Annotated in this window: 20 protein-coding genes; all 20 read right to left on the bottom strand. The window is 59.2% G+C overall.

Features of this window, described 5'->3' with window-relative positions:
- Window positions 1-436: 436 nt before the first annotated feature.
- Window positions 437-730: a hypothetical protein gene (locus tag HZB60_04215; GenBank protein ID MBI5058975.1), complete on the bottom strand. Its 294-nt coding sequence runs from the start codon at window positions 728-730 to the stop codon at window positions 437-439.
- Window position 731: 1 nt separating this feature from the next.
- Complete coding sequence (locus HZB60_04210) at window positions 732-1,244, bottom strand: hypothetical protein (GenBank protein MBI5058974.1); 513 nt, start codon at window positions 1,242-1,244, stop codon at window positions 732-734.
- Complete coding sequence (locus HZB60_04205; protein ID MBI5058973.1) at window positions 1,244-3,532, bottom strand: LamG domain-containing protein; 2,289 nt, start codon at window positions 3,530-3,532, stop codon at window positions 1,244-1,246. Before HZB60_04205 ends, HZB60_04210 begins: the two co-directional genes overlap by 1 nt.
- A gap of 7 nt (window positions 3,533-3,539) precedes the next feature.
- Window positions 3,540-5,300: a hypothetical protein gene (locus tag HZB60_04200; protein MBI5058972.1), complete on the bottom strand. Its 1,761-nt coding sequence runs from the start codon at window positions 5,298-5,300 to the stop codon at window positions 3,540-3,542.
- 38 nt (window positions 5,301-5,338) lie between these two features.
- The gene (locus tag HZB60_04195; protein MBI5058971.1) at window positions 5,339-6,031 is read right to left on the bottom strand and encodes a hypothetical protein; all 693 of its coding nucleotides are present in this window, start codon (window positions 6,029-6,031) and stop codon (window positions 5,339-5,341) included.
- Window positions 6,032-6,153: 122 nt separating this feature from the next.
- Window positions 6,154-7,158: a hypothetical protein gene (locus HZB60_04190; GenBank protein MBI5058970.1), complete on the bottom strand. Its 1,005-nt coding sequence runs from the start codon at window positions 7,156-7,158 to the stop codon at window positions 6,154-6,156.
- Window positions 7,159-7,174: 16 nt separating this feature from the next.
- Window positions 7,175-7,567 (bottom strand): hypothetical protein, encoded by a 393-nt coding sequence (locus HZB60_04185; GenBank protein ID MBI5058969.1) that lies wholly within the window; start codon window positions 7,565-7,567, stop codon window positions 7,175-7,177.
- A complete protein-coding gene (locus HZB60_04180; protein ID MBI5058968.1) occupies window positions 7,564-10,845 on the bottom strand; it encodes a tape measure protein in 3,282 nt (1,093 codons plus the stop codon). Before HZB60_04180 ends, HZB60_04185 begins: the two co-directional genes overlap by 4 nt.
- Window positions 10,846-10,956: 111 nt before the next feature.
- On the bottom strand, window positions 10,957-11,289 hold the full coding sequence (locus tag HZB60_04175) for a hypothetical protein (protein MBI5058967.1): 333 nt from the start codon (window positions 11,287-11,289) through the stop codon (window positions 10,957-10,959).
- A 9-nt stretch (window positions 11,290-11,298) separates the two neighbouring features.
- Entirely contained in the window at window positions 11,299-12,039 is a 741-nt protein-coding gene (locus HZB60_04170; protein ID MBI5058966.1) for a hypothetical protein, read from the bottom strand.
- A 12-nt stretch (window positions 12,040-12,051) separates the two neighbouring features.
- Window positions 12,052-12,231 (bottom strand): hypothetical protein, encoded by a 180-nt coding sequence (locus HZB60_04165; GenBank protein MBI5058965.1) that lies wholly within the window; start codon window positions 12,229-12,231, stop codon window positions 12,052-12,054.
- A gap of 10 nt (window positions 12,232-12,241) precedes the next feature.
- Window positions 12,242-12,685: a hypothetical protein gene (locus tag HZB60_04160; GenBank protein MBI5058964.1), complete on the bottom strand. Its 444-nt coding sequence runs from the start codon at window positions 12,683-12,685 to the stop codon at window positions 12,242-12,244.
- Window positions 12,678-13,247, bottom strand: coding sequence for a phage virion morphogenesis protein (locus HZB60_04155; protein MBI5058963.1), 570 nt, complete (start codon window positions 13,245-13,247; stop codon window positions 12,678-12,680). Before HZB60_04155 ends, HZB60_04160 begins: the two co-directional genes overlap by 8 nt.
- A gap of 1 nt (window position 13,248) precedes the next feature.
- Window positions 13,249-13,668 (bottom strand): DUF1320 domain-containing protein, encoded by a 420-nt coding sequence (locus tag HZB60_04150; protein ID MBI5058962.1) that lies wholly within the window; start codon window positions 13,666-13,668, stop codon window positions 13,249-13,251.
- 4 nt (window positions 13,669-13,672) lie between these two features.
- Window positions 13,673-14,005 (bottom strand): hypothetical protein, encoded by a 333-nt coding sequence (locus HZB60_04145; protein MBI5058961.1) that lies wholly within the window; start codon window positions 14,003-14,005, stop codon window positions 13,673-13,675.
- A gap of 127 nt (window positions 14,006-14,132) precedes the next feature.
- The gene (locus HZB60_04140) at window positions 14,133-14,276 is read right to left on the bottom strand and encodes a hypothetical protein (protein ID MBI5058960.1); all 144 of its coding nucleotides are present in this window, start codon (window positions 14,274-14,276) and stop codon (window positions 14,133-14,135) included.
- Between the two features lie 11 nt (window positions 14,277-14,287).
- Complete coding sequence (locus HZB60_04135; protein ID MBI5058959.1) at window positions 14,288-15,214, bottom strand: phage capsid protein; 927 nt, start codon at window positions 15,212-15,214, stop codon at window positions 14,288-14,290.
- Window positions 15,215-15,232: 18 nt separating this feature from the next.
- Window positions 15,233-15,652, bottom strand: coding sequence for a DUF2190 domain-containing protein (locus tag HZB60_04130; GenBank protein ID MBI5058958.1), 420 nt, complete (start codon window positions 15,650-15,652; stop codon window positions 15,233-15,235).
- A gap of 3 nt (window positions 15,653-15,655) precedes the next feature.
- Window positions 15,656-16,798 (bottom strand): peptidase, encoded by a 1,143-nt coding sequence (locus HZB60_04125; GenBank protein MBI5058957.1) that lies wholly within the window; start codon window positions 16,796-16,798, stop codon window positions 15,656-15,658.
- Between the two features lie 264 nt (window positions 16,799-17,062).
- Complete coding sequence (locus HZB60_04120; protein MBI5058956.1) at window positions 17,063-18,274, bottom strand: minor capsid protein; 1,212 nt, start codon at window positions 18,272-18,274, stop codon at window positions 17,063-17,065.
- Window positions 18,275-18,423 lie beyond the last annotated feature (149 nt).

The raw sequence follows: 18,423 nt of genomic DNA, 5'->3' as shown, positions 1-18,423 counted from the left end.
TGTAAGCGGACAAAATGTTTGGTAATTTGGGACAAAATGTTTGCACAATTTTCATCCTGTGGAAAACCGGCACTTATCCACAGGTTTTGTAACGCCATTTTCGCTTTTATGTTCGCCTAATTTTCGCCTATCAACTGGGCACCCCTTATTAAAGGTTTCGCCCAAAACTTTACTTTTGTGAAGATCATATTAAAGTTTGGCTTTGTACACGGCCTTTTTGCCCTCTATATATAGTATGTAATCCCGTCTTTAAGCCGTATTATACGCCCATTTATAATAGTAACCTTGTCCCCCGGCTTCACACCTTCACCACCCACGGGATAGGTCTGGAGTCCCCTGGCGGTGGCCACGGTGGCCAGCCCGGCTTTCACACTCATCACCACGCCCCGATCGGCGGCGGGGGTGGCGGTCAATAGACTCCGCATCTCCGGCAGGTTCATAGCCGCTTCACCTCCAAAATGCTCACGGCTTGCAGGTTCTCGAAGCGGTGTTCCACGTTGACGATCTGCCCGCGCCATGATGATCCCTGCAACGCCCCGGACACTTCGATCAAAAGCCCCGGGCGCAACGCCGGACGGATGACCACCGTGAGGCGCACGGTCTGCAACCCCATGCCGTCGTCAAGCTCCGCCATCCCGCGGGAAAATCCCGCCTGCATATCCGTCAACAATGAATCCACGATGTCCGGGCCGGGACGATCTCCCGCGCCGCGCGCCACCTCGATCTGCATGTCAATTCCCCACAAAAAGAACGGCGATAGAAAACGAAGTCTCCCCATTGAGCGTCAGCGGCGGGGTCAGCCCGTACACCTGGGCTTTCGCCGTGTATGTGATCCTGGCCACGCCGACCTTTTCCGCGCCGCCTCCGGATGCAGTTACCGTCACCTGATCCGCCCCGAGGGACACGCCGCCAAGGTTTGTTCCCATCCATTGCACCGATTTGATGGAGGTGGCGGGCTTGCCCAGCGGGGAGGTCTGTTCACCGGCGAAGGTGATGTCCTCGGTGATCTCCACGTTCTCGCTTCCGTAAGCCGCCACAGTCCCCGCGCTGGTGAACGCTTTGACGCTTAGCCCGTCGCTGGCGTATGCCAGCAGCCAGGCCGTCTGCCCCGGCTGGAATGACGTGTTCCCGTTATTATGCCCGTCGGCGCGGCCGTCAATTTCGGCGGATAATTGTTTGGACGTTGATCCCGCTGCCGTGTCCGCGCCGAACTGGACTATGATATTTGCTGTTACCGAAGCCATCATTCCACCGTTAAAAATTGAATTGATTCATCCGTGGCGTCGCTTACGTCGTATTCCAGCGAGCGGGTCTGATACGTGATTTTCGCCAGGCTATAGCCTCCATAGGAAACGGTTGTGGACGCGCTCACCTCTTTTGAATCGAGGGAGCTTGCCACGGGGCCCAGATCAACGTATTGCCACACCACCGAAGTCAGCGAATAGACCGGGTACTGTGTCTGTCCGGCGCCGTCCTTGAACTCCACAAGTTCCGCCGTGATCGTCCGGATCACCTCCCCGCGTGAGACAAGCCCCACCCGCGCGTCGCCGGTGTGCACCAGTGACACGGTGGTACGCCACGGCGAGGGGTAAACGCGCAGGACGCCTTTGTTCGGGTCGGCTTCGTCTTGCGTGTATTCGAGCACGTCCCCGCCGTCTGTTGTGGATGAAGACGAATCGGTGATGACAAGCCGGTTTATTAACGTTGGCGCACGCCACGCTTCGGCCAACGATAGAATGTCCTCATCTTCATTGAGCGCCAGCGCGCCAGTGGCGGCTGGCCAGGATTGCGGCGAAACGGGGTACTTCCGGCGGACGCGCAACGATCCGTCCGGTTTTGTTTCCACCACGCCGCCAGCGGCCTTGGCTATCGCGTCTATCACGTCCATTGGGGAGGCGTCCGTGAAGCTTAGCCTGTCCGCCGAGATCATCCAATCCACAAGGTTCCATTCGATAGCCGCCCCGGCCATTTCCTCCGCCGCGCTCCGCGCCATCACGGCCCCCCACGTCTTTGTGACAAGCTGGGCGCGGGGACTCGCCAGCCGGGCGGATGGGCTGATCCCCTGGATCGTCAACTGGACTTCACCCGGCTTTGAACGATCCATATTTTTGTTGTCAACGATCAACAAATAGTCTGCACCGAAAAGGGATAGGGTGAACTCCGCGTCCAGCGGCATGTTGTGGTAATCGGCCAGCGACGCCAGGTGGATAGTGGCGTTCCATGCGTAGGAGGTCTCATCGGCGTTGAGCGACGCGGCGGTGATCCCGATTTCGCGGCCATTGAAAATGATTACCGGTTTGCCGGTGATGTTGATCGGCGGCGGGACGGAGAGGTCATAGGGATGTTCGCATTGGGCCGCCACGGGGTTGCCGGGCAACAGGTCGTAACGTTCGTCCGCCGCGCCCGCCACGCGGACGGCCAGCACATATGCCGCGTCCACTTGCGCGGCGACTATAGGCCGCAAAGAATAGGGATGGGCCCCTTGGATCGCCACCGCCGCGCCATAAACTAAATCCACAGCGGCGATGACGCGGTTGAATTGATCCAGCGAATATTGATTGTCCACCTGCGTGGCCAGGGCGTGACGGAGGGCGTAGGGGTGATCGTTTTCCGCCGCCACCATCATGCCGAACGGGGCCGCCACATCAGTCCCCACTATGATTGAGAAATCGTGCTCCATTTGAGCCAAAACAAAACCGCCCAGATCATAGGTGTGAGCAATCCGGGCGCCCAAAATGATGTCATAAAGAGCGCTGACGGACGCCGCCACGCGGTCACCATATAAAGTGGTTGCCTGATTGGCGACATAACCAGCCAGATCGCAATCATGCGTGAACGCGCGTTTTATCGGGCCCAGAGCGGCGGCGGGGGCGATTGGGGGCGTGAAATTGGCCGTCCAGATCGCCGCGGAGTTGTCTATTTCAAAGAGGTCGAGGTAGCCATCAAAGTATTCAGGATCGGTATCCCCCCATCCCAATGCAACAGGGGTAGAATCCAGTTTGGCGTTGATGTCCGCAGCCAGAGCCAGCGTGGCGGTGTTCACCCCGTCAACATAGAGCTTGAACACGTTGGCGGAGCGGACCACAGCCAGATGTTGCCATTGGTTCGCCGCCACCGCGCCGCCGGACAAAATCAGCGACGGGTTGTAGCCATAGCTGGAATTACCGGCAAATACAAGAACCCCGTCAACTATTCTTAAATTTATCGGGGCGCTCAAGGAAGGAGTGGAAGGGGCGCCAAATATCGTAAAAATGTTATGCGTCCCGGCGACCGTTAGAGGATAACACCATATATGAATAGTAAAATCAGATTGCCCCCATTGCCACGGGGCGTTGTTGTGCGAGTTGCTTGCGACATCCAGTTCCGACCACAGAGAGTTCGTGAATCGGGCGGAAGTATCCCCTATCTTGGCTTGGAGGCTGGAAGAAACAACTTCACTAACCCAGTCAACAGGCCAATTATAAGGACTGGAGTCTGAAAACGCGGTGGCGCCCGCGGGTTCATTAAACTGAAGTAAAAGCAGCCTTGCCATATACCCTCTATACCGGAGCCGCCAGATAGCGGACTGTGCCGTCCGGGTCCTGCAAATAGAGCAGGCAGTTAGTATCGCCGCCGCTCAACGAGGGGACGATGCCGGCGGGTTGCATCAAAACAGTCCGGACAAGAGTGGTCAAATCCAACTTTTCAATCGTGGGTGACATAACCCAAACGCTGTCAGGATTGCTATTTGTGAATGTGGTGGTGTCCACCCTGATGGGGGCGCCATACCAGGGGTCGGTGACTCCATTCCCCCAACCGTACCATATAGAAAACGCGGTTTCTATAATTTGGGTTGTGGTTATGTCCAGTGTCTCTTTTTCACAGGAGAGGCAGACGGTGAACACTTCATCGGGGAGTCTGGCGGAGGTGCGTTTCACCGCCGTCAGTGAAAAAGTGAATACTTGCCGGTGGTAATTGGATATTGTAGTCCTGATGTGGTCCAGCCCATACCACGTTATCCAATCAGCGGCAACCGGAGGGTTGCCTGTGGCGTGCCACACGGCCTGAATGTCCTGCCTGGTCAAATCCATCGTCTGCTGGCTGATTTCTTGGTCCTGTTCCAGGAATACTTCGGATAAGGCGAGGGTCGAGCAGTCCAGAATCTTTAACACGTAATCCTGCCGCCTGGCCACGATGTTCACAGTGTGGTCCGTCCCTGCGCCAGTGTTGTTATTGGAGGTGACAACGCCCTTTTTTACCACCGCATAGACATGGTTTCCCACGCTGACAGGATCGCCGTAAAGGACCCCGCCGATGTCCGTTGTGATTATTTTCCATCCTTGGCTGACGGCGCCATCGTTTCCGTAGTAGCTTAAGGAGCGGAAGCCGACGCCAGTGAATTTATACAGTTTTCCATGAGGGCCAAAAACGTATTTTTTGTCCGATCCGGCGGGCCAACTCTGGTAGCTAATGGGGGTGGCGGAATTATTGCGCCCCACATAGCGATGGGCCAACGCAAACCAATGGAATGTGTCCGTGGCGGAGTCGTCCCCCGTGGCGTAAATTTTGTAGTTCGTCTTGATGTCATCCGGTGAAGCCCCATAATATTTTAAAAATCCGCCCCACCAGGGGCCGGACGCAGTTGTTGTGATCTCCCCGTTGGCAGTGACCGCCACACCCACGCCTGTCGGGATTGCCGCGTAATACCAGCCGTCATTGAGGACCACGGCGGCAATGTCCGAACACCATTGTTCGTTTTCCCATAGCCCTGTGGCCTGATTGAATACGCCGGTGGCCAGCGCAAAATAGTAATCTTTTACGCTGGCATTTATGGGGTGATTAAAAGAGCTGGAACCGTTGGTGTAAGTTGGCGACCCGGTGGGGGATGGCAAGGGGGATTGAGACACATATAAATTGACGCCAGACAGCCCACTCCAGGAGACGATAAAATTGCCGCCGCTGGACTGTGCTGATAACGCCGCCAGATTTTGTCTGTTCAACCTTTTGTTCACGCCTATGAACGCCGACAGCGGGCCGCTGTTGGTGGAGAGCAAAGGAGGAAAGGCTCCGCTGAAGGTGGTGATCGAGGAGGCTATCAGCCCGTCTTTGTTCGCGTGGGCGGTCTGATAAGATATGGCGCCGTTGACGTTTTTCGCGGCGCTTGCCAGCATGATGTCGCCACCCCATTTGGCGTCATAATCCGGCTGTTGTTTGGCCACAAGGGTGTAATACGGATTGAATGGGAGTCCCGCGTATTTGGCGGACAGGGCCAACGGCACGTTTTTACAGCCGCAGTCCACGGGAAAATGGATCGCGGTCATCCTCTTTTCCGTCCCCAGGTAATAAGGCCCGCCGCCGCTCATTCGTTGTACCTGAACACGAGCACGTCGCCGTTGGAGCATTGCATCGTCCGCTCTATGACGACATCCTGGTCAATCCATTGCGCGGAGTCGTCCGGGTTTGACACCCTCACCTTTTTTGTTTTGCGGCTCAATTCCGTCATCGAGCCGCAACCTGTGTCTATGTTCGAGCCGACCCGCCGGTCCACCGTGAGCATGGCGCCGTAGCCACCGGAGGCGAACGCCATCACCAGCACCGGGGGGAGAAGCAGATCAGCGGGAGCCTTGCCGTTGTCGAACATGTCCGTGATCGCGCTTTGCGGAACGCCGTATTTGACGCGGTACATTTTGTACGACACTTCATATTCCACCACCAACGCGCCATAGACCGCCGTGGAGCCCTCCCATAGCCCACGTTCGGTCTGGGAGGGTGATCCACCGCCGATGAATGGAGTGGAGTTCACAACCTTCGCGTTTGAAGCGATGCCGTAACCTTTCGACAGGGCGGCGGACTTTGAGCCGGAAAAGGTCAGCACTTCCACAAGGTTGTCCGTCCGGGTCCCGATGTATTCCGCCGCGCCGTCCGACAAATATGTGCCGGACACAAGCACGGAAGCCGATGACGGTGAATAGAGCCGGATGTTTTCCACACCCGGAGTTTGCGTGATCTCATTGCCCGACCGCGTGGCGATGAACGGGGTGGACTGGTCCACCCCGCTTGTGTCCCGTTCCAGAACGAATGAATACCGTTTTGAAAGGTCGGCCTGTGGAGCCGAACCGTCTTTTCCCCCTGTTAAAGGGGCGGCAAACGGGACTGTTACGCTGGTTTTGTCCGTCATTCGCTTTCGCCGCTTATGGCGATGATGGACTTGTTGCTCGACAGGCTTGCCGTCCCCGCCGGGATGGTCCGCTTTTGCCAGAAAGGGGCCGCCGCAGGGTGTGTGGTGAATGTGAGGGTGTCCCCTATCGCCCACGTTCCGCCCCAGCCCAGGGCTTTCAACGTGAAATACGCCCTGGCGAAATCCGGGTTGACCGGGGAGAAATCGGCGGAGGTGGACCCTCCTCCCACGCTTCCGAGCGTGTCCCCCACCACGGAAAACGCCGTGGTGGAAGTGAACGTGACGGTGAAAATCTGTTCCACCCCGCCGATGTGATCCACGGTGATGGGGTTTGCCACGTCGTCATAAGTCCCCGCCAGTGATGAGGCTGTCTTGCCGCTGACGCTGGCCTTTATGTCCCCCGGCATATAGCAGGAGGCGACGCGGGTGGCCTGCTGCGCAAAGGCGTTCTGGAGCGGCGCGGCCAGCGTGATCTGCGCCTGGTCTCCGATATATGTGACGGGGGTGGTGGCGTGGACTGTCACGATATCCTCGATCCCGGTGACATCGTTAACGTCCGCCTGGTTGCTGATCCGCAAAGTGTCCCCGTTGCGGAAATAGTTGAGCGCGGCCCCTTCGGTGTTCACCTGGATCAACGTGGCCCCAAGGGCGGCGTCCACCGCCAGCCCGCCGCATCCGTACAGCCGTTCTGTCCCGGTGATGGCCGCCTGCGTGTCGTTTTGTGTGGCGGGAAAAATCACGATGGAGTCCTCGCCGGGGGTGGGGGTCTCCACAAAAATTTTAGGGGTGAGAAGCGCCAGGCCGAGGGCGTTGGCCACCTTGTAAAACGTCTTGCGGTACAGCGTGGACCCGGCGGAGCGTTCCGCCTGGCTCACCGATGGCCACAGATTGTTCCGCACCCCGGCGACGACCTCGTTGGCGGACATGCGCCCGCCGTTACTGGCGGAATTGTTCACCTCCCGGGATTTGTATTCTTTCAGTTCGGTTGAGAGTATTGGCATGGCGTATAAAGCTCCTTTAAATCGTCATTAATTTTATGGTCCCGTACACGGCGGACTTGCCCCCTTTCGGGTATTCGTCCATCAGCGGGAAAACAGGCGAGAAAGAAACGGCCGGGGGCTCGTGATGGCGGAACACCACGTTGAACGCCTCCAATCCCCACACAAGCGGATAGACCCCGTCCGGCAAGGCGGCCAGTTGCAGTATAGCTGTGGCCACGGCCAGTTCCAGCCAGCATGTCCCCTGCCGCGCCTCCAGCGTCACAGGGCGGCCGGCCATGAGGGACTGGGCGAAGACCACCGGCGTTCCGCCAAGCGTCCTCGTGACGGACTGGGCCACGGAATATGGCTCAAGTTTGTCCGTCCATTCCAACTGCGGCGGGAGCGCCACGCCGCCGAGGGTTTTTGTCATTTCGTCCCCCGTTGCAGTTCATGGAGCATGTCCACAAATCCCCGCGCCTGGTCCCGCGCGGCGAACACGCTGGCGGCCTTGCCGGACATGGTGATGTCTATCCGGATGGAATCGCCGGGAGTGGTTGAGGTTGCCCCGCCCGGCGGGGCGGAAACCGGTTGAGCGGAAACCGGGCCGCCGGAAGCGAATTTTTGGATGATCAGGGGGAGCGTGAGGCGCCGCCGGGGAACGGCGGCCATGAATCCGGCGCGATCCGTCCGGAGCGCGTTCATGGCGGCGAACATTTCAGAGCCGAAATGGTTCACCGCTTCTTTGCGGATGATGAACTCGCCAGCTTCGAGAAGGGCGGGAATCCGATCACCGCCGCCGTAACCGGGGAGACGGCCGCCGGACGCATAACGCACCGGGCCGCCTGTTTGATACCCCACCGGCCCGCCGGTGGACATGCCAGCGGCCCCGCCGCCGATTTTTACACCGGCGGCCAGACCGGCGATTTCCTTTATCTTTCTTTCCACTTCGGCGAGTTGGGTGTTTATCGTGAAAGTGTCCGCCGTGACCTTCATTTTCGCGGCGGCGTTCAACTGGCTAAAATTATCCTGCAGGATGGCAAGGTTTTCAGAAGCGGCGGTGATGTCCATGTCCGCCGCGATCTTCGCTGAATCGGAAAGTTTTTGCAGGCTTTCGGCCATCGCCGCAAGCTGGTCTTTGAGCGTGGCGGCGCGGGACTCCTCTTCTTTCTTTAACGCTTCAGCTTCCCCCTTCGCTTTTTCGGTGGCCTGGGCCTGTTTTTCGAGGACGGCGTTTTGCGCGGAGGTAATGTCCTTTATATTCGTCTCTTTCGCGGCGCGGTCGCCAAGCGAACGGTTCAGGCTCTGGGCGTAGGAAAGCTGTTCTTTCGCGGCGGCCACGTCCTTGTCGCTCCCGGTCTTCCCCAGGGTCTTCGCCCGCTGTATGGAATCGGCGATTTCCCTTTGTATGTCCGCCTGGGCCTGTCCGGTGGTCATCCCCTCGCGGCGCAGCGTGTTCAGTTCCCGTTCGGCGGAGGCCGCCCCCGCCGACTGTTCGGCCCGGATGCCTTTTAACTTTTCTTCGGCGGTCCGCACCTGGTTGGCATACTTCTGATATTCGCCCAGTGCACGGTCCAGCGCGGACCTGACGGCGCCGTATCCCCCTTGCGCGGCGGCGATCCGTTCGGCCAATTCTTTTTGAATGATCTGGGAGTCCTTCGCGGCGGCGGTGACTTTGGCGGCGGACATATCCGAGGCTGATTTTTTCGCCGCGTCCATCACCTGGTTGAACCCTTCGATCTCCCGGTTGGCGAATTCACGCTTGATCTCCAAAAGGCGGGTCTGTGACGTGATGCCGGCGGCGGCTATTTTTTCCTCCACCTCCACAGCCTGGGCTTCACGTAACCTGTCGTCATCCACAAGCTTTTGCCGCGCCGCCTTTATCTGGTCAATCTTCCCTTTTTCTGTGTCCACCTCTTTGCGGGCGGACTCGATCTTTTCCCGCAACTGCGCGGCGGTGGCCGCCTTGATCTCTTCCGCTGTGACGCGGGCGGCCCCTGTGACGGCTGTGGCGATGGAGGCCTGCAAGTCCCGCAGGGTCTTTAACTGGCCTTGCAGATCGTCACGTGAGGCGAAAAGGTCTTTGACCTTCGCGGCGGAATCCTTGAGGGTGTTGAGCCGGGCGAGGAGGGCGGAGACATATTCCGTTTGTGTACGGATACCGTCCGCGTCTTTGATCTGGCCAAGTTCTTTTTGCGCCAGCGTCAGCGCCATCGTGGTCTGCGTGATGGAGGAGGAGAGGGCCGAACCGCCAAGCCCTTCGGCCGCAAGCCCGGCCATAGTGGACTTCGTAAGTTTCAGCGCATCGAGCACCTTTACGCTGGCCTTGTATTCCTCATCCTTTTTTTCGGCCAGTGCGGCGAAGTCGGGGATTAAGCCAAGGGTTAGCGTGGAAACCCTTTCAATGCTGGTTTTTACCGGGCTGAACAGGCCATTAAGGGCGCTCACCACCGGGTTTAATTTGATGAGCGTTCCCATCCATCCGTCAGTGGCGGAATCCAGAGATTTGAAGCCCTCGATCCAGAATGCAAGGGCTGTCACCGGGGCGGAAAGGGTCTGCCCCAGGTTCCGCGCGAGGGAGGCAAGCCCCTCTCCGCTTTTCCCGGCCACGGCGTTTAGCATGGTGAGAAGTTTTGTCACCTCCTCCAGCGGGCCGGACTGGGCGGCGGCGTTCTTGAAAATCTCCCAGTTATCTTTCACGTTGGACAGCTGGCCGGCGTAGGTCTTCATCATGTCCGCGTTGGCGCTCCCGCCCCATTTGGAAATCTCCGCGATCAGGCCGCGCACGGCGTCCTTCCCCAGCGTTCCCGCTTCCGCCATCTTCATAAGTTCCGGGACGGATTTGCCGGTGGACTTGGCCAGCAAGTCCCACGCGGGGATGCCGCGCTCGGACAACTGCCGGGTCATCTCCTCACTGGTGATTTTTCCCTTCGCCCACATCTGCGTGACGGCAAGAAGGATGAGCTGCAGGTTTTCCTGCCCGCCGCCAACCCGCGTGGCGGCGGCGGACAGTCCTTCCAGCGATCCGTTCATGGGGTCTATCCCGGCGTTCTTCAGCTTCACGAACGCCTGAGTGACGTCCGCCAGCTCGTATGGCGTCCGTTTATTGAAGTCCACCAGCCATTGCGTGGCGGCGCGCCCTTCCGCCTCCCCACCCATCACGGCCTTCATCTGAACGCCGAGCGTGGCGAATTTGGAGCCGGTCTCTATCACCTCCGCCAGCGCAACCTTATAAGCGTATGCCCCGGCGGCTCCGCCAGCCATCGCGCCCGCCATCGCCAGGATATGCGGCGGGGTGGACTGGATCGTTCGCAAAAGCCCGCTCATCGGGACGTTGGCTGCGGCGGCGGCGGCGGCGAGGGATTGCAGGCCGGAGCCGGGAGCTTGCGGAGCGTTTTTCATCTCCGCGTTAAGCGCGGCTATCTTTTCCTTCGCCGCTTTTGCGGCGCGGACAAGCTCCTCACCGGAAAGCTTGCCGGAGGCGGCGAGGGTGGAATATGCGGAGACGGTGGAGCGGATATCCTCTTTTATCGCGGCGAACGAACGGATATCGAGCGTCTTGAAAGCGGCCGCCATTTTGTCCCCGCCGGATTTGGCGGCTGATGACATGCCGGTGAAGGAATCTTTGGCCTGGGCCTCGGCGGAGCGGATGGCGGCCATGAACTCATCCGCCTTTGCCTTGATGATGAACTCAAGGGTGTTATTCGCCATGTCCGTGTTCCTTCAACGCCTCAAGGGCAGACACAAAAAAATCGAAGGGGTAGGCCAGCGCGTTGGCGTGGCCTACCCTAATCAAGGTCAAAACGCAGCCGTCGAAAGCTTTCAGCCCGCCGCCGGGGACGGACCCGCCGTCTGGATATTCCGCGCCGCGGCGGCAAGCCCCGCGCGAAAGCGAAAAAAATCGGGGTTCACCTCCCTGCATGCGGCGATCAGCGACGCAAGTCCGGAGGGCTTGAACGCATCCATATCTTCCGCCGTCAAGTCCGTCATCAGCCGGATTTCCTCCAGCGAGATTTCGGCAAGGAGGGTTTCCCCCACCAGGTCAAAATCCTCCGCCTGGCGGGAGCCGAGGCGCTTGATCCACTCCCGGATGGCCCCCACAGTCAATTCGCGGACCATTACAAGCTTGTCATTCACGGCAAGTCGCTTTTCCATCACCGCTCCTTAATTTACGTAGGTGATCTTGAAATACTGGCTTTCACCGGCGGGGCGGGATTCATCCGCAAGGATGTTCGCCGTGAAATCGTAGTGGCCGAATTTCGTGTCCGCCGAAAGGAAGCTCAACTGTTTCGCGGCGGTGAACCGGCACCGGAAGATTTCGATGATGACATTCTTTTTCGACTGGGTGTTCACCCCCTCGAAGAGCATGGAGAACTCCGCGCCAACGTCCGTGAGGGCGTGGACAACGTCCACGGCGGGGGTGGAATAGTCCACCTTTATCACCGACGCGGCGGCTATCCCCCCGCCTGTGATGACCTCAATCCCGGCGGCTGTGACGTTGTAGTCCGTCCCCAGGACATAGGTTGCCGCGCCGGTCCCGTCTTTCACGGCGGACACGGCCAGCGGGATTTTGTCCAGCTTCACCACCGTCCCCTGGGCGGCGACGGTGTGCGCCTCGGCGGTGGCTGTACCGGCAACGGCGCTCACGTTCTTTCCCAGGAGCACCTGGGCGATGGAATCCGGGTGGTAGTCCGGGCTGTTTATGCCGACGCTGGCCCCGGTGACCATCGTCATGGAGTCTATGATCCCGCCGGCGGCGGACATTGCGTTTAACAGCTTGTCCTCGGCGGTCTCCGTGGCCAGGTCGAACTTCTGGGCGTTCCACATCGGGGTGTAGGAATTCAGGCCGCGAACGGACATGCGGACGGGGCCGCGCCCACCAAAGCTTCTTACAATGATAGACATTACATTTCTCCTTTAATTGGTTTTCTTCTTTTTGGCCGGGATCACCGGCGCGGAATCTTGCGCCGAAACGTATTCGGCGGCCTTGAACTCCTCTACGATCAACCGGGCGGTCTCATCGTCCGTTTCCAGTTTGTCCCCGGCCCGGTAATCCACCCTTGCGTGGGTGTGTGATCTTATGAATTTGACAAGCATGTAATCCTCCCTAAACGATGGTAAAAGAGGTCTTGAACAGCAGAGGAAAACTCCAGACCCCGTCCTTGTCCACCTCCGGCATGGGGGCGGGGACAAGGACGAACGGGGAGACGCCCGCCGGGCGGGACTCCCACATGCGCAGCGCGGTGGAGATTTTGGACAGGATCGTCCCGGCGGTGATTCGGGCGGTCTGCCCGTGGGTGAGCGATTTTATGTCACGGACGATCAGGTCCACCAGCCAGCGCTGGGTGATTATCTGTTCGCCGTCCATGAGCGCCATGCCGGCGGAATCTCCGGCTTCATACCCGTAATAGAGGACATAGGCCATCGGCGGCTTTATCACGTCATCCGGGCGCGTGGCGAGGCTGGAAAGCCCCGTGACGGACTTCAGCTCCGGCGCGGCCGCCATCACGCGGTCCACTATGGGCTGTTCCAAAAAGAAAAAATCAGCCATTGGCCGCACCGGCGAGATGGTTGTGGATTATCGCCAGCACGTCATCCCGCCAGGTATCCGGCAAATCGCCCGCCGGAAAGAACGGGCGCGCAGGGATGGTGACTTTTACGGATTTGGCAAATATGGGAGCGTCCACGGCCTTCCACCGGACAGCGCGAGTGTTTATGACTGGTACATAGCGGAAATGGCCGGGAATAAAAAACCGCAGGGCCTTGGCGTTGCGCGCCGTTATCACCCTGTCCACCGCGCCGAACTGGTGAGTGGTGGCGTATTCTTTTTTTGTGGACACCACCGCGCGATTTTTGTCAGCCTGCCAGTTGATGGAGTCCTTCAAGTCCCCGGAGTCTATGAGTGGGCGGCCACCTTTGCGGTATTTAAGCGGCTTGTAGGGAACTCCGTAAGGGCTTACTCCGTTTTTCATGGTGAGTTGCACACGGGAGAGCAAGCCGGCGGCGATATCCTCATGGACTTGTGTCATGTCCGCGCCGGTTTCGTACAGCCGCGAAAGCGAGGCCATCACCGCTTCGGACTTTATTTCGAGGGATACCGGTTCGCCGGACATGTCAATAATCGCTCATTGTGTCCCGCGTGAACACGCGGAGGGGGTCTGTATATTTGGGAAGGTCGGCAACTGCCGCCACGCCAACACCGCCAGCGCCGAGGGAGATTTCGCCGGACTTTATGGCCTTTAAAAATTCAATGGCCGCGTCGTACTTCGTTTTCACCTGGTCTGGCGCTTTTTCATCGGAGAAAAGGAGATACCAGGCGATATCGCACGCAACGCGCGTGAGCGCCGGGGGGGGCGAGGTGAACGGCACACTGTACCGCCCGGCGAGATATGAATCTATCAGCGCCGAGGCGTCGGCAATGGCGGCGTCCGCCACGGCGGCGTCCGCCACGCCGTCATTATCGCGGTCCGTCCGCGCGAGAACATCCTGCTGGCCGTAGCGCGTGACAAGATCGGCGAGCGCGCAATAGTTCATGGGATCACACCAGCGCCCACCATGTCACCGCGCCGCCGGTGGCTGTGAGCCGGAGAGCGGTGCAGGGAGTTATAAAACTGTCGAATGATTTCGCCGTCACCGGCCCGTTGGGCCAGTCGAACCATTCCGCGGTGTTAGCGGTGATCGCCGCCTCATCGTCCAGCGTGAACTGGACAAGGGCCGACGCCCCAACGGAGGGGGAGACACCCACAGTGACGGCGCGATAGGCTTCCTGCGCCGCGTCGCCGGGGACGCAAATCAAAGGGGTTGAAGTCTGCCCGGCGGCGGCCGTTTCCTTATGCCTCCATAGGCCGCGAGCATCGTCAAATACGAACATTTTTATTTTCTCCCGTCAAAAGCCCTGTGGACGATAAGCACATAATTTTCCTTTACCTCAATCTTAAAAGCCTTTTTTAAGACCCCCGCCGGACGGAGAGACCCCATCCGGCGGGAATGACTGTCCGCTACCTGTCCTTCTTTTCCGAAAGGGACTCCAGACAGCCCAGCCGCACAAGCGGCCCGGCCTCCTTTTCGTCCAGATCGAGGGTCTTCCCCGGCTCAACCCGTTTGCCGTTGTGGAGGATCGGGGACTTCACCTGGTATTTCATCCGTCCCTCCATCAAGCGCAGTTCTGGATGAGATAGCCCATTTCAGCCGCGCAGATTTTTTCGTCCACGGACTCTCCCACGCGGACCATCTGCCCGCCCCTCATGCCGATGTTCTTCTCCGCCTCGGCCCCGGCCATTCGCGTCCCGAACTGGGCGGTGAACCCGAAAGTTGTTCCCCGCGCCGGGCCGGAAAGCACGTCGCGGTAGATAAGGACGATGTGCGGGCCCCACACGCGGGCGATGGTGGGGGACTGCCCCTTCTTCGCGCAGTTGAGCCACGATTCGCCGACGAAGATGTACGACAGCTCGAACAGGTCGGCCAGGTCCCGCTTGCGGGCGACGCCCTTGTCCCCCACGTTGCGGTTGACCGCCTTGTTGATCGCGGCGTTGCGGATAAGGGCGCTCCACGCCTGGCGCCCGACGACCATAGCGTTTGGCCTGACGATCATGGAGTCCATCGCGCTCATTATCGTGGCGATGGGATCGGAGGCCGGGTCGGTGAACACGGATGTCCCGGAAAGGGCCGCCTTGTTAGTTGCGGGGTAATTGGCCGCGTCCTGCACAAGCCTGGCCACGCGGGCCTCCCTGTCCAACTCAATGAGGTTGGAGGTGAACTCCGTGGAGACGCCCAAGGGGTTGTAGTTGGCCGGGGCGTTGTCTATATCGTCCTGCGGCACCGGATCGTCGAGCGCGTGATCCATGCAGTAGCCGGTCTCCTCGGTGAAGCCGAACTCCACCTGGTTTGGCCGCGAGGTGCGCCCAACGGAAGTGTCCGGGATGGAGAAGGAATCGCCCAGGGAATACTTGCGGTATCGGTAGGCCTTCAGCCCCACCGGGGTGCGCGGCAGAACGGAGTCCGCGATGTACGCGCCGTTTTTATAAGCTATCGCTATCGCGGTGAGCTGGGGCTGGATCGGAAACGGAAAATTGCCAGGCATTTTCAATATCTCCTTTTGTTAAATCAGGGCGGGGTTGAGTTTCGCGGAGCCGATGTCGCCGGCCACGCCGGAGACCAGCGCCACGCCGATGACAGCCGATTTTTCACCGGCGGCGGTGGCGGCGTTCTGGGTGTAGGCGGCGGCGGTGTTCTCCGCGTGGGTGTGCCTCGTGGCGGCCACGGCCTTGCCGTTCAAGTCGGAGGTGAGGTAGTCCCCCTGGGCGACCGCCCCGCCGTATTCCACCTGGGCCACGCCGTCCAAAATCGCGTCCACCCGGTTGACCGCGTTGCTGCCAAGCGAGTCCGCCACGGCCAGGAGTGTGTCACCGGGGCCGGTGGCCTGTTTTAAAGCGCCAGAGCCGGAGCCGATGGCAAGAACGCGGAACGGGGCGCAAGCCGCGTCCACCGGAAAGCTTTTTATGAGAGTGGGAGTGTGCATCGTTTATTTTCCTTCCTTGATGACATGATTGACCGCTTCTGAATAGCTCACCTGATGGCCCTTACCAACCTCCGCATCGCGGTATTCGCGGGCGGCGCGGGCGATCACTTCCGGGGCCGCGCCGTCCGGAAGTTTTTTGTCTCCGCCGGACACCTCGGAGAACTCCACGACCTTCGGCTGGCTGGAGAGATAATCGCGGAACGCCTGGCCGAGCGGTTTTGACACCTGCTTGTCCCCTTCGGCGAAGGAGACCGTGTCCGGTCCCAGGTGGCCCATAAGCTCCACCAAAAGCCCCTTGCCGGCGGGAAGGACTTTGCCTTCGCCGATGAGCTTTTCCACAAAGTCGGCGTTGTCTTTTTTGGAAAGCTCCGCTTCCCGGCGGGCAAGCTCTTTTTCCCGCCCGGCGAAACTGGCCTCCCGATCCGCGGCGGCCTTCGCGGCCGCGTCTTCCTCCGCCTTCTTTTTGGCGGCGTCTTCTGCGCTCATTTTGGTCTCCGAAAAGTTGGTATTTGCTGAAACCGGGGATTCCGGTGTTGACGCTTTTTGCTGGGCCTCCAAAGCTTCGGCCACCGCAGAAGCCGTGAGGGCGTCCACGTCCGCCGCCGGGATCACCTGGTCGGCCACGTCCTGCCCTTTTTCGCTGATGATCCAATCGCGGAAGCGGCGGAAGAGCCGGGCGGCTATCGAATCGTCGCTTTCACCGCTTGAAAGGGCTTCGTAAAAACTGACCACCCCTTCCTCTTTTTCGTTGAAAGAAAAGGCCGGCAGACCTTTGAGCGACGGCGGCATGGCCCCAAGGAAGCCGACGTGGCGGAGGTAATACGATCCCTTCACCGGATTCGCCGGAGAGTCCGGCATATAGAAGCTGGCGCTGATTTTTTTGTACGCGCCGCTTTTCACAAGCTCCGCGAAATCCGCGTTCACCTGTTTTGGTTCGGCTGATAGATGCCCGTCCGCGTAAGCAAGCCCGCCGATCCATCCATACGCCGGAGCGGCGTTTTGCGGATGCCCCACGACGATGGGGGCCTCGTGTATTTTCGAGTCGTACACCTGGGCGGACTTTTTCAAATCGGCTTCGGTGAACGAGACGGTCTTGCCGGAGCTGTCGGTGTGTGTCCCGGGCTTGAAGATGGCGATTTTTTTCATGGGCGCCTTTTGCTGTTTTCAGTTTTCATACGGGTGATTTTCCCAGAGTGGCCGGGGATGTTCATGTCGGTGGAAGATGGTCATTCAAATTATTTTCAAGGTCTTGGTGGTGAAAAAGTGGTTTGAATACGGCGGGGCAGGAAAACGGGGCTGGATATGGGATTAAAAAAGCGCTATATTATTGGTGGGCGCGTACTCACGGTGAATCTCCCGACCGTGGCCGAAAGGATGAACGCGGGGGGGTGGGAGTCCCCGCTACGCGCTTCATAAATTCCCCAAAGAGCCGTATATCAGTTTTCCTTTTCGCAATAATCTCTCCATATCCGCCTGTTTGGTCTTTCTAAACGACGTGACGAACAACCCGTAACCTGTTTCCGTTGCCTTTACCACAGCCAAATACGTTTTGCCATCGCCACCGGTTCTCACCAGAACGGAGGAAGTCTGGCTATCCTGGATGACGGCGGCGGGAGCATGCCCCATCATCGGAAGTTGTTTATAGTCATCCGTTGAAAGCTCCCAATGCGCCATATAATTCTTGCCCGCCGATTCCGGGGAAAGGGACGCCACGGATATTTTTGCCCCTATGGCGGCGGAGACTTCGCCGGGGATGCGCATCACCGGGAGGTTCCAAAGCGGCTTTTCTACCCAATCAGTGAACTCGCCGGAGGCCACATACCCGGTCAGGGTGCGCATGGCCTGATCCGGTGGAGAAGACTGAAGCTTTTCCGCGAAGGCTTTTAATATATCTCCCCCGCGTTCCGCCCCCGGATTGTAGCCCCAGCCGGGGTCTATGCCGGCGGGGACGGAGAGGAGTTCGCCGGTGCGGGGGTTTGTCCATTCGCGCGTTGGCGAATCGGGGACGCTGGAAGGCCCGGTTTTGCGCAGCCGTTCCAGCTGGCGTTTATCAAGCTGGATCACAGAGCAACGGCAGTTCCAGCCGTTGGGGGGATAATGCGTGTCCCACCAGGGATCGTTCACCAGCAACACCGTGCCGTCCCACGCTCTATGTTGCGGGCGTGTCCGCCCATCATTCACGGCGTCGTACATAAGATACGGGGCGGACTTGGCGGTCTGCTGGATCGCCGTCCACTTGCCGGCGGCGTAGGCCGTGGACATGTTCGTGTCGAAAATGGTTTTCAGCCGGCGCGGGGATCCGAGCTGGACGGTCTTGATCTCCCCGGTGAGGGGATCGAGCATGTCCTTCACGCCCCACCAGCCTTTATCGGCGAGATAGGGGACAAGGTTTTCCTTGAACTTGTAAAAGCTCCAACCTTCGGCGAGGGCCGCGTCCACCACGGCGCGCACGTCGGCGAGCATGTCCATGTCCATCATCTTGGCGACGGTGAAGGCGCGGGAATGTTCCTCATGCACCATGTCCTGCCAGGCGAAGGATGTTTTCAGACCTTTCGCACGGAAGAATTTTAAGGCCTCCTCCGGGGGGAGGGAGAAGCTGAAACCGCTGGTGGTTGTTGTCATGCCGGGATTTTCTCAAACGCGGACGGGCGTGGTCATGTCACTTGTATAGGGTCATTAAAATTATTTTTGTCCTTGATTTAAGGGCCGGGCGGGAATAGACTTTTTCCCAAGCGCGTAGAAACGCTTTAACAGGCGGAAAGCCGCCCCGA

The sequence above is a fragment of the candidate division KSB1 bacterium genome (assembly GCA_016214895.1).
Taxonomy (GTDB): Bacteria; Electryoneota; RPQS01; order RPQS01; family RPQS01; genus JACRMR01.
The sequence above is the reverse complement of the archived record's forward strand: the minus strand, read 5'-3'. Positions and strand labels throughout refer to the sequence as shown.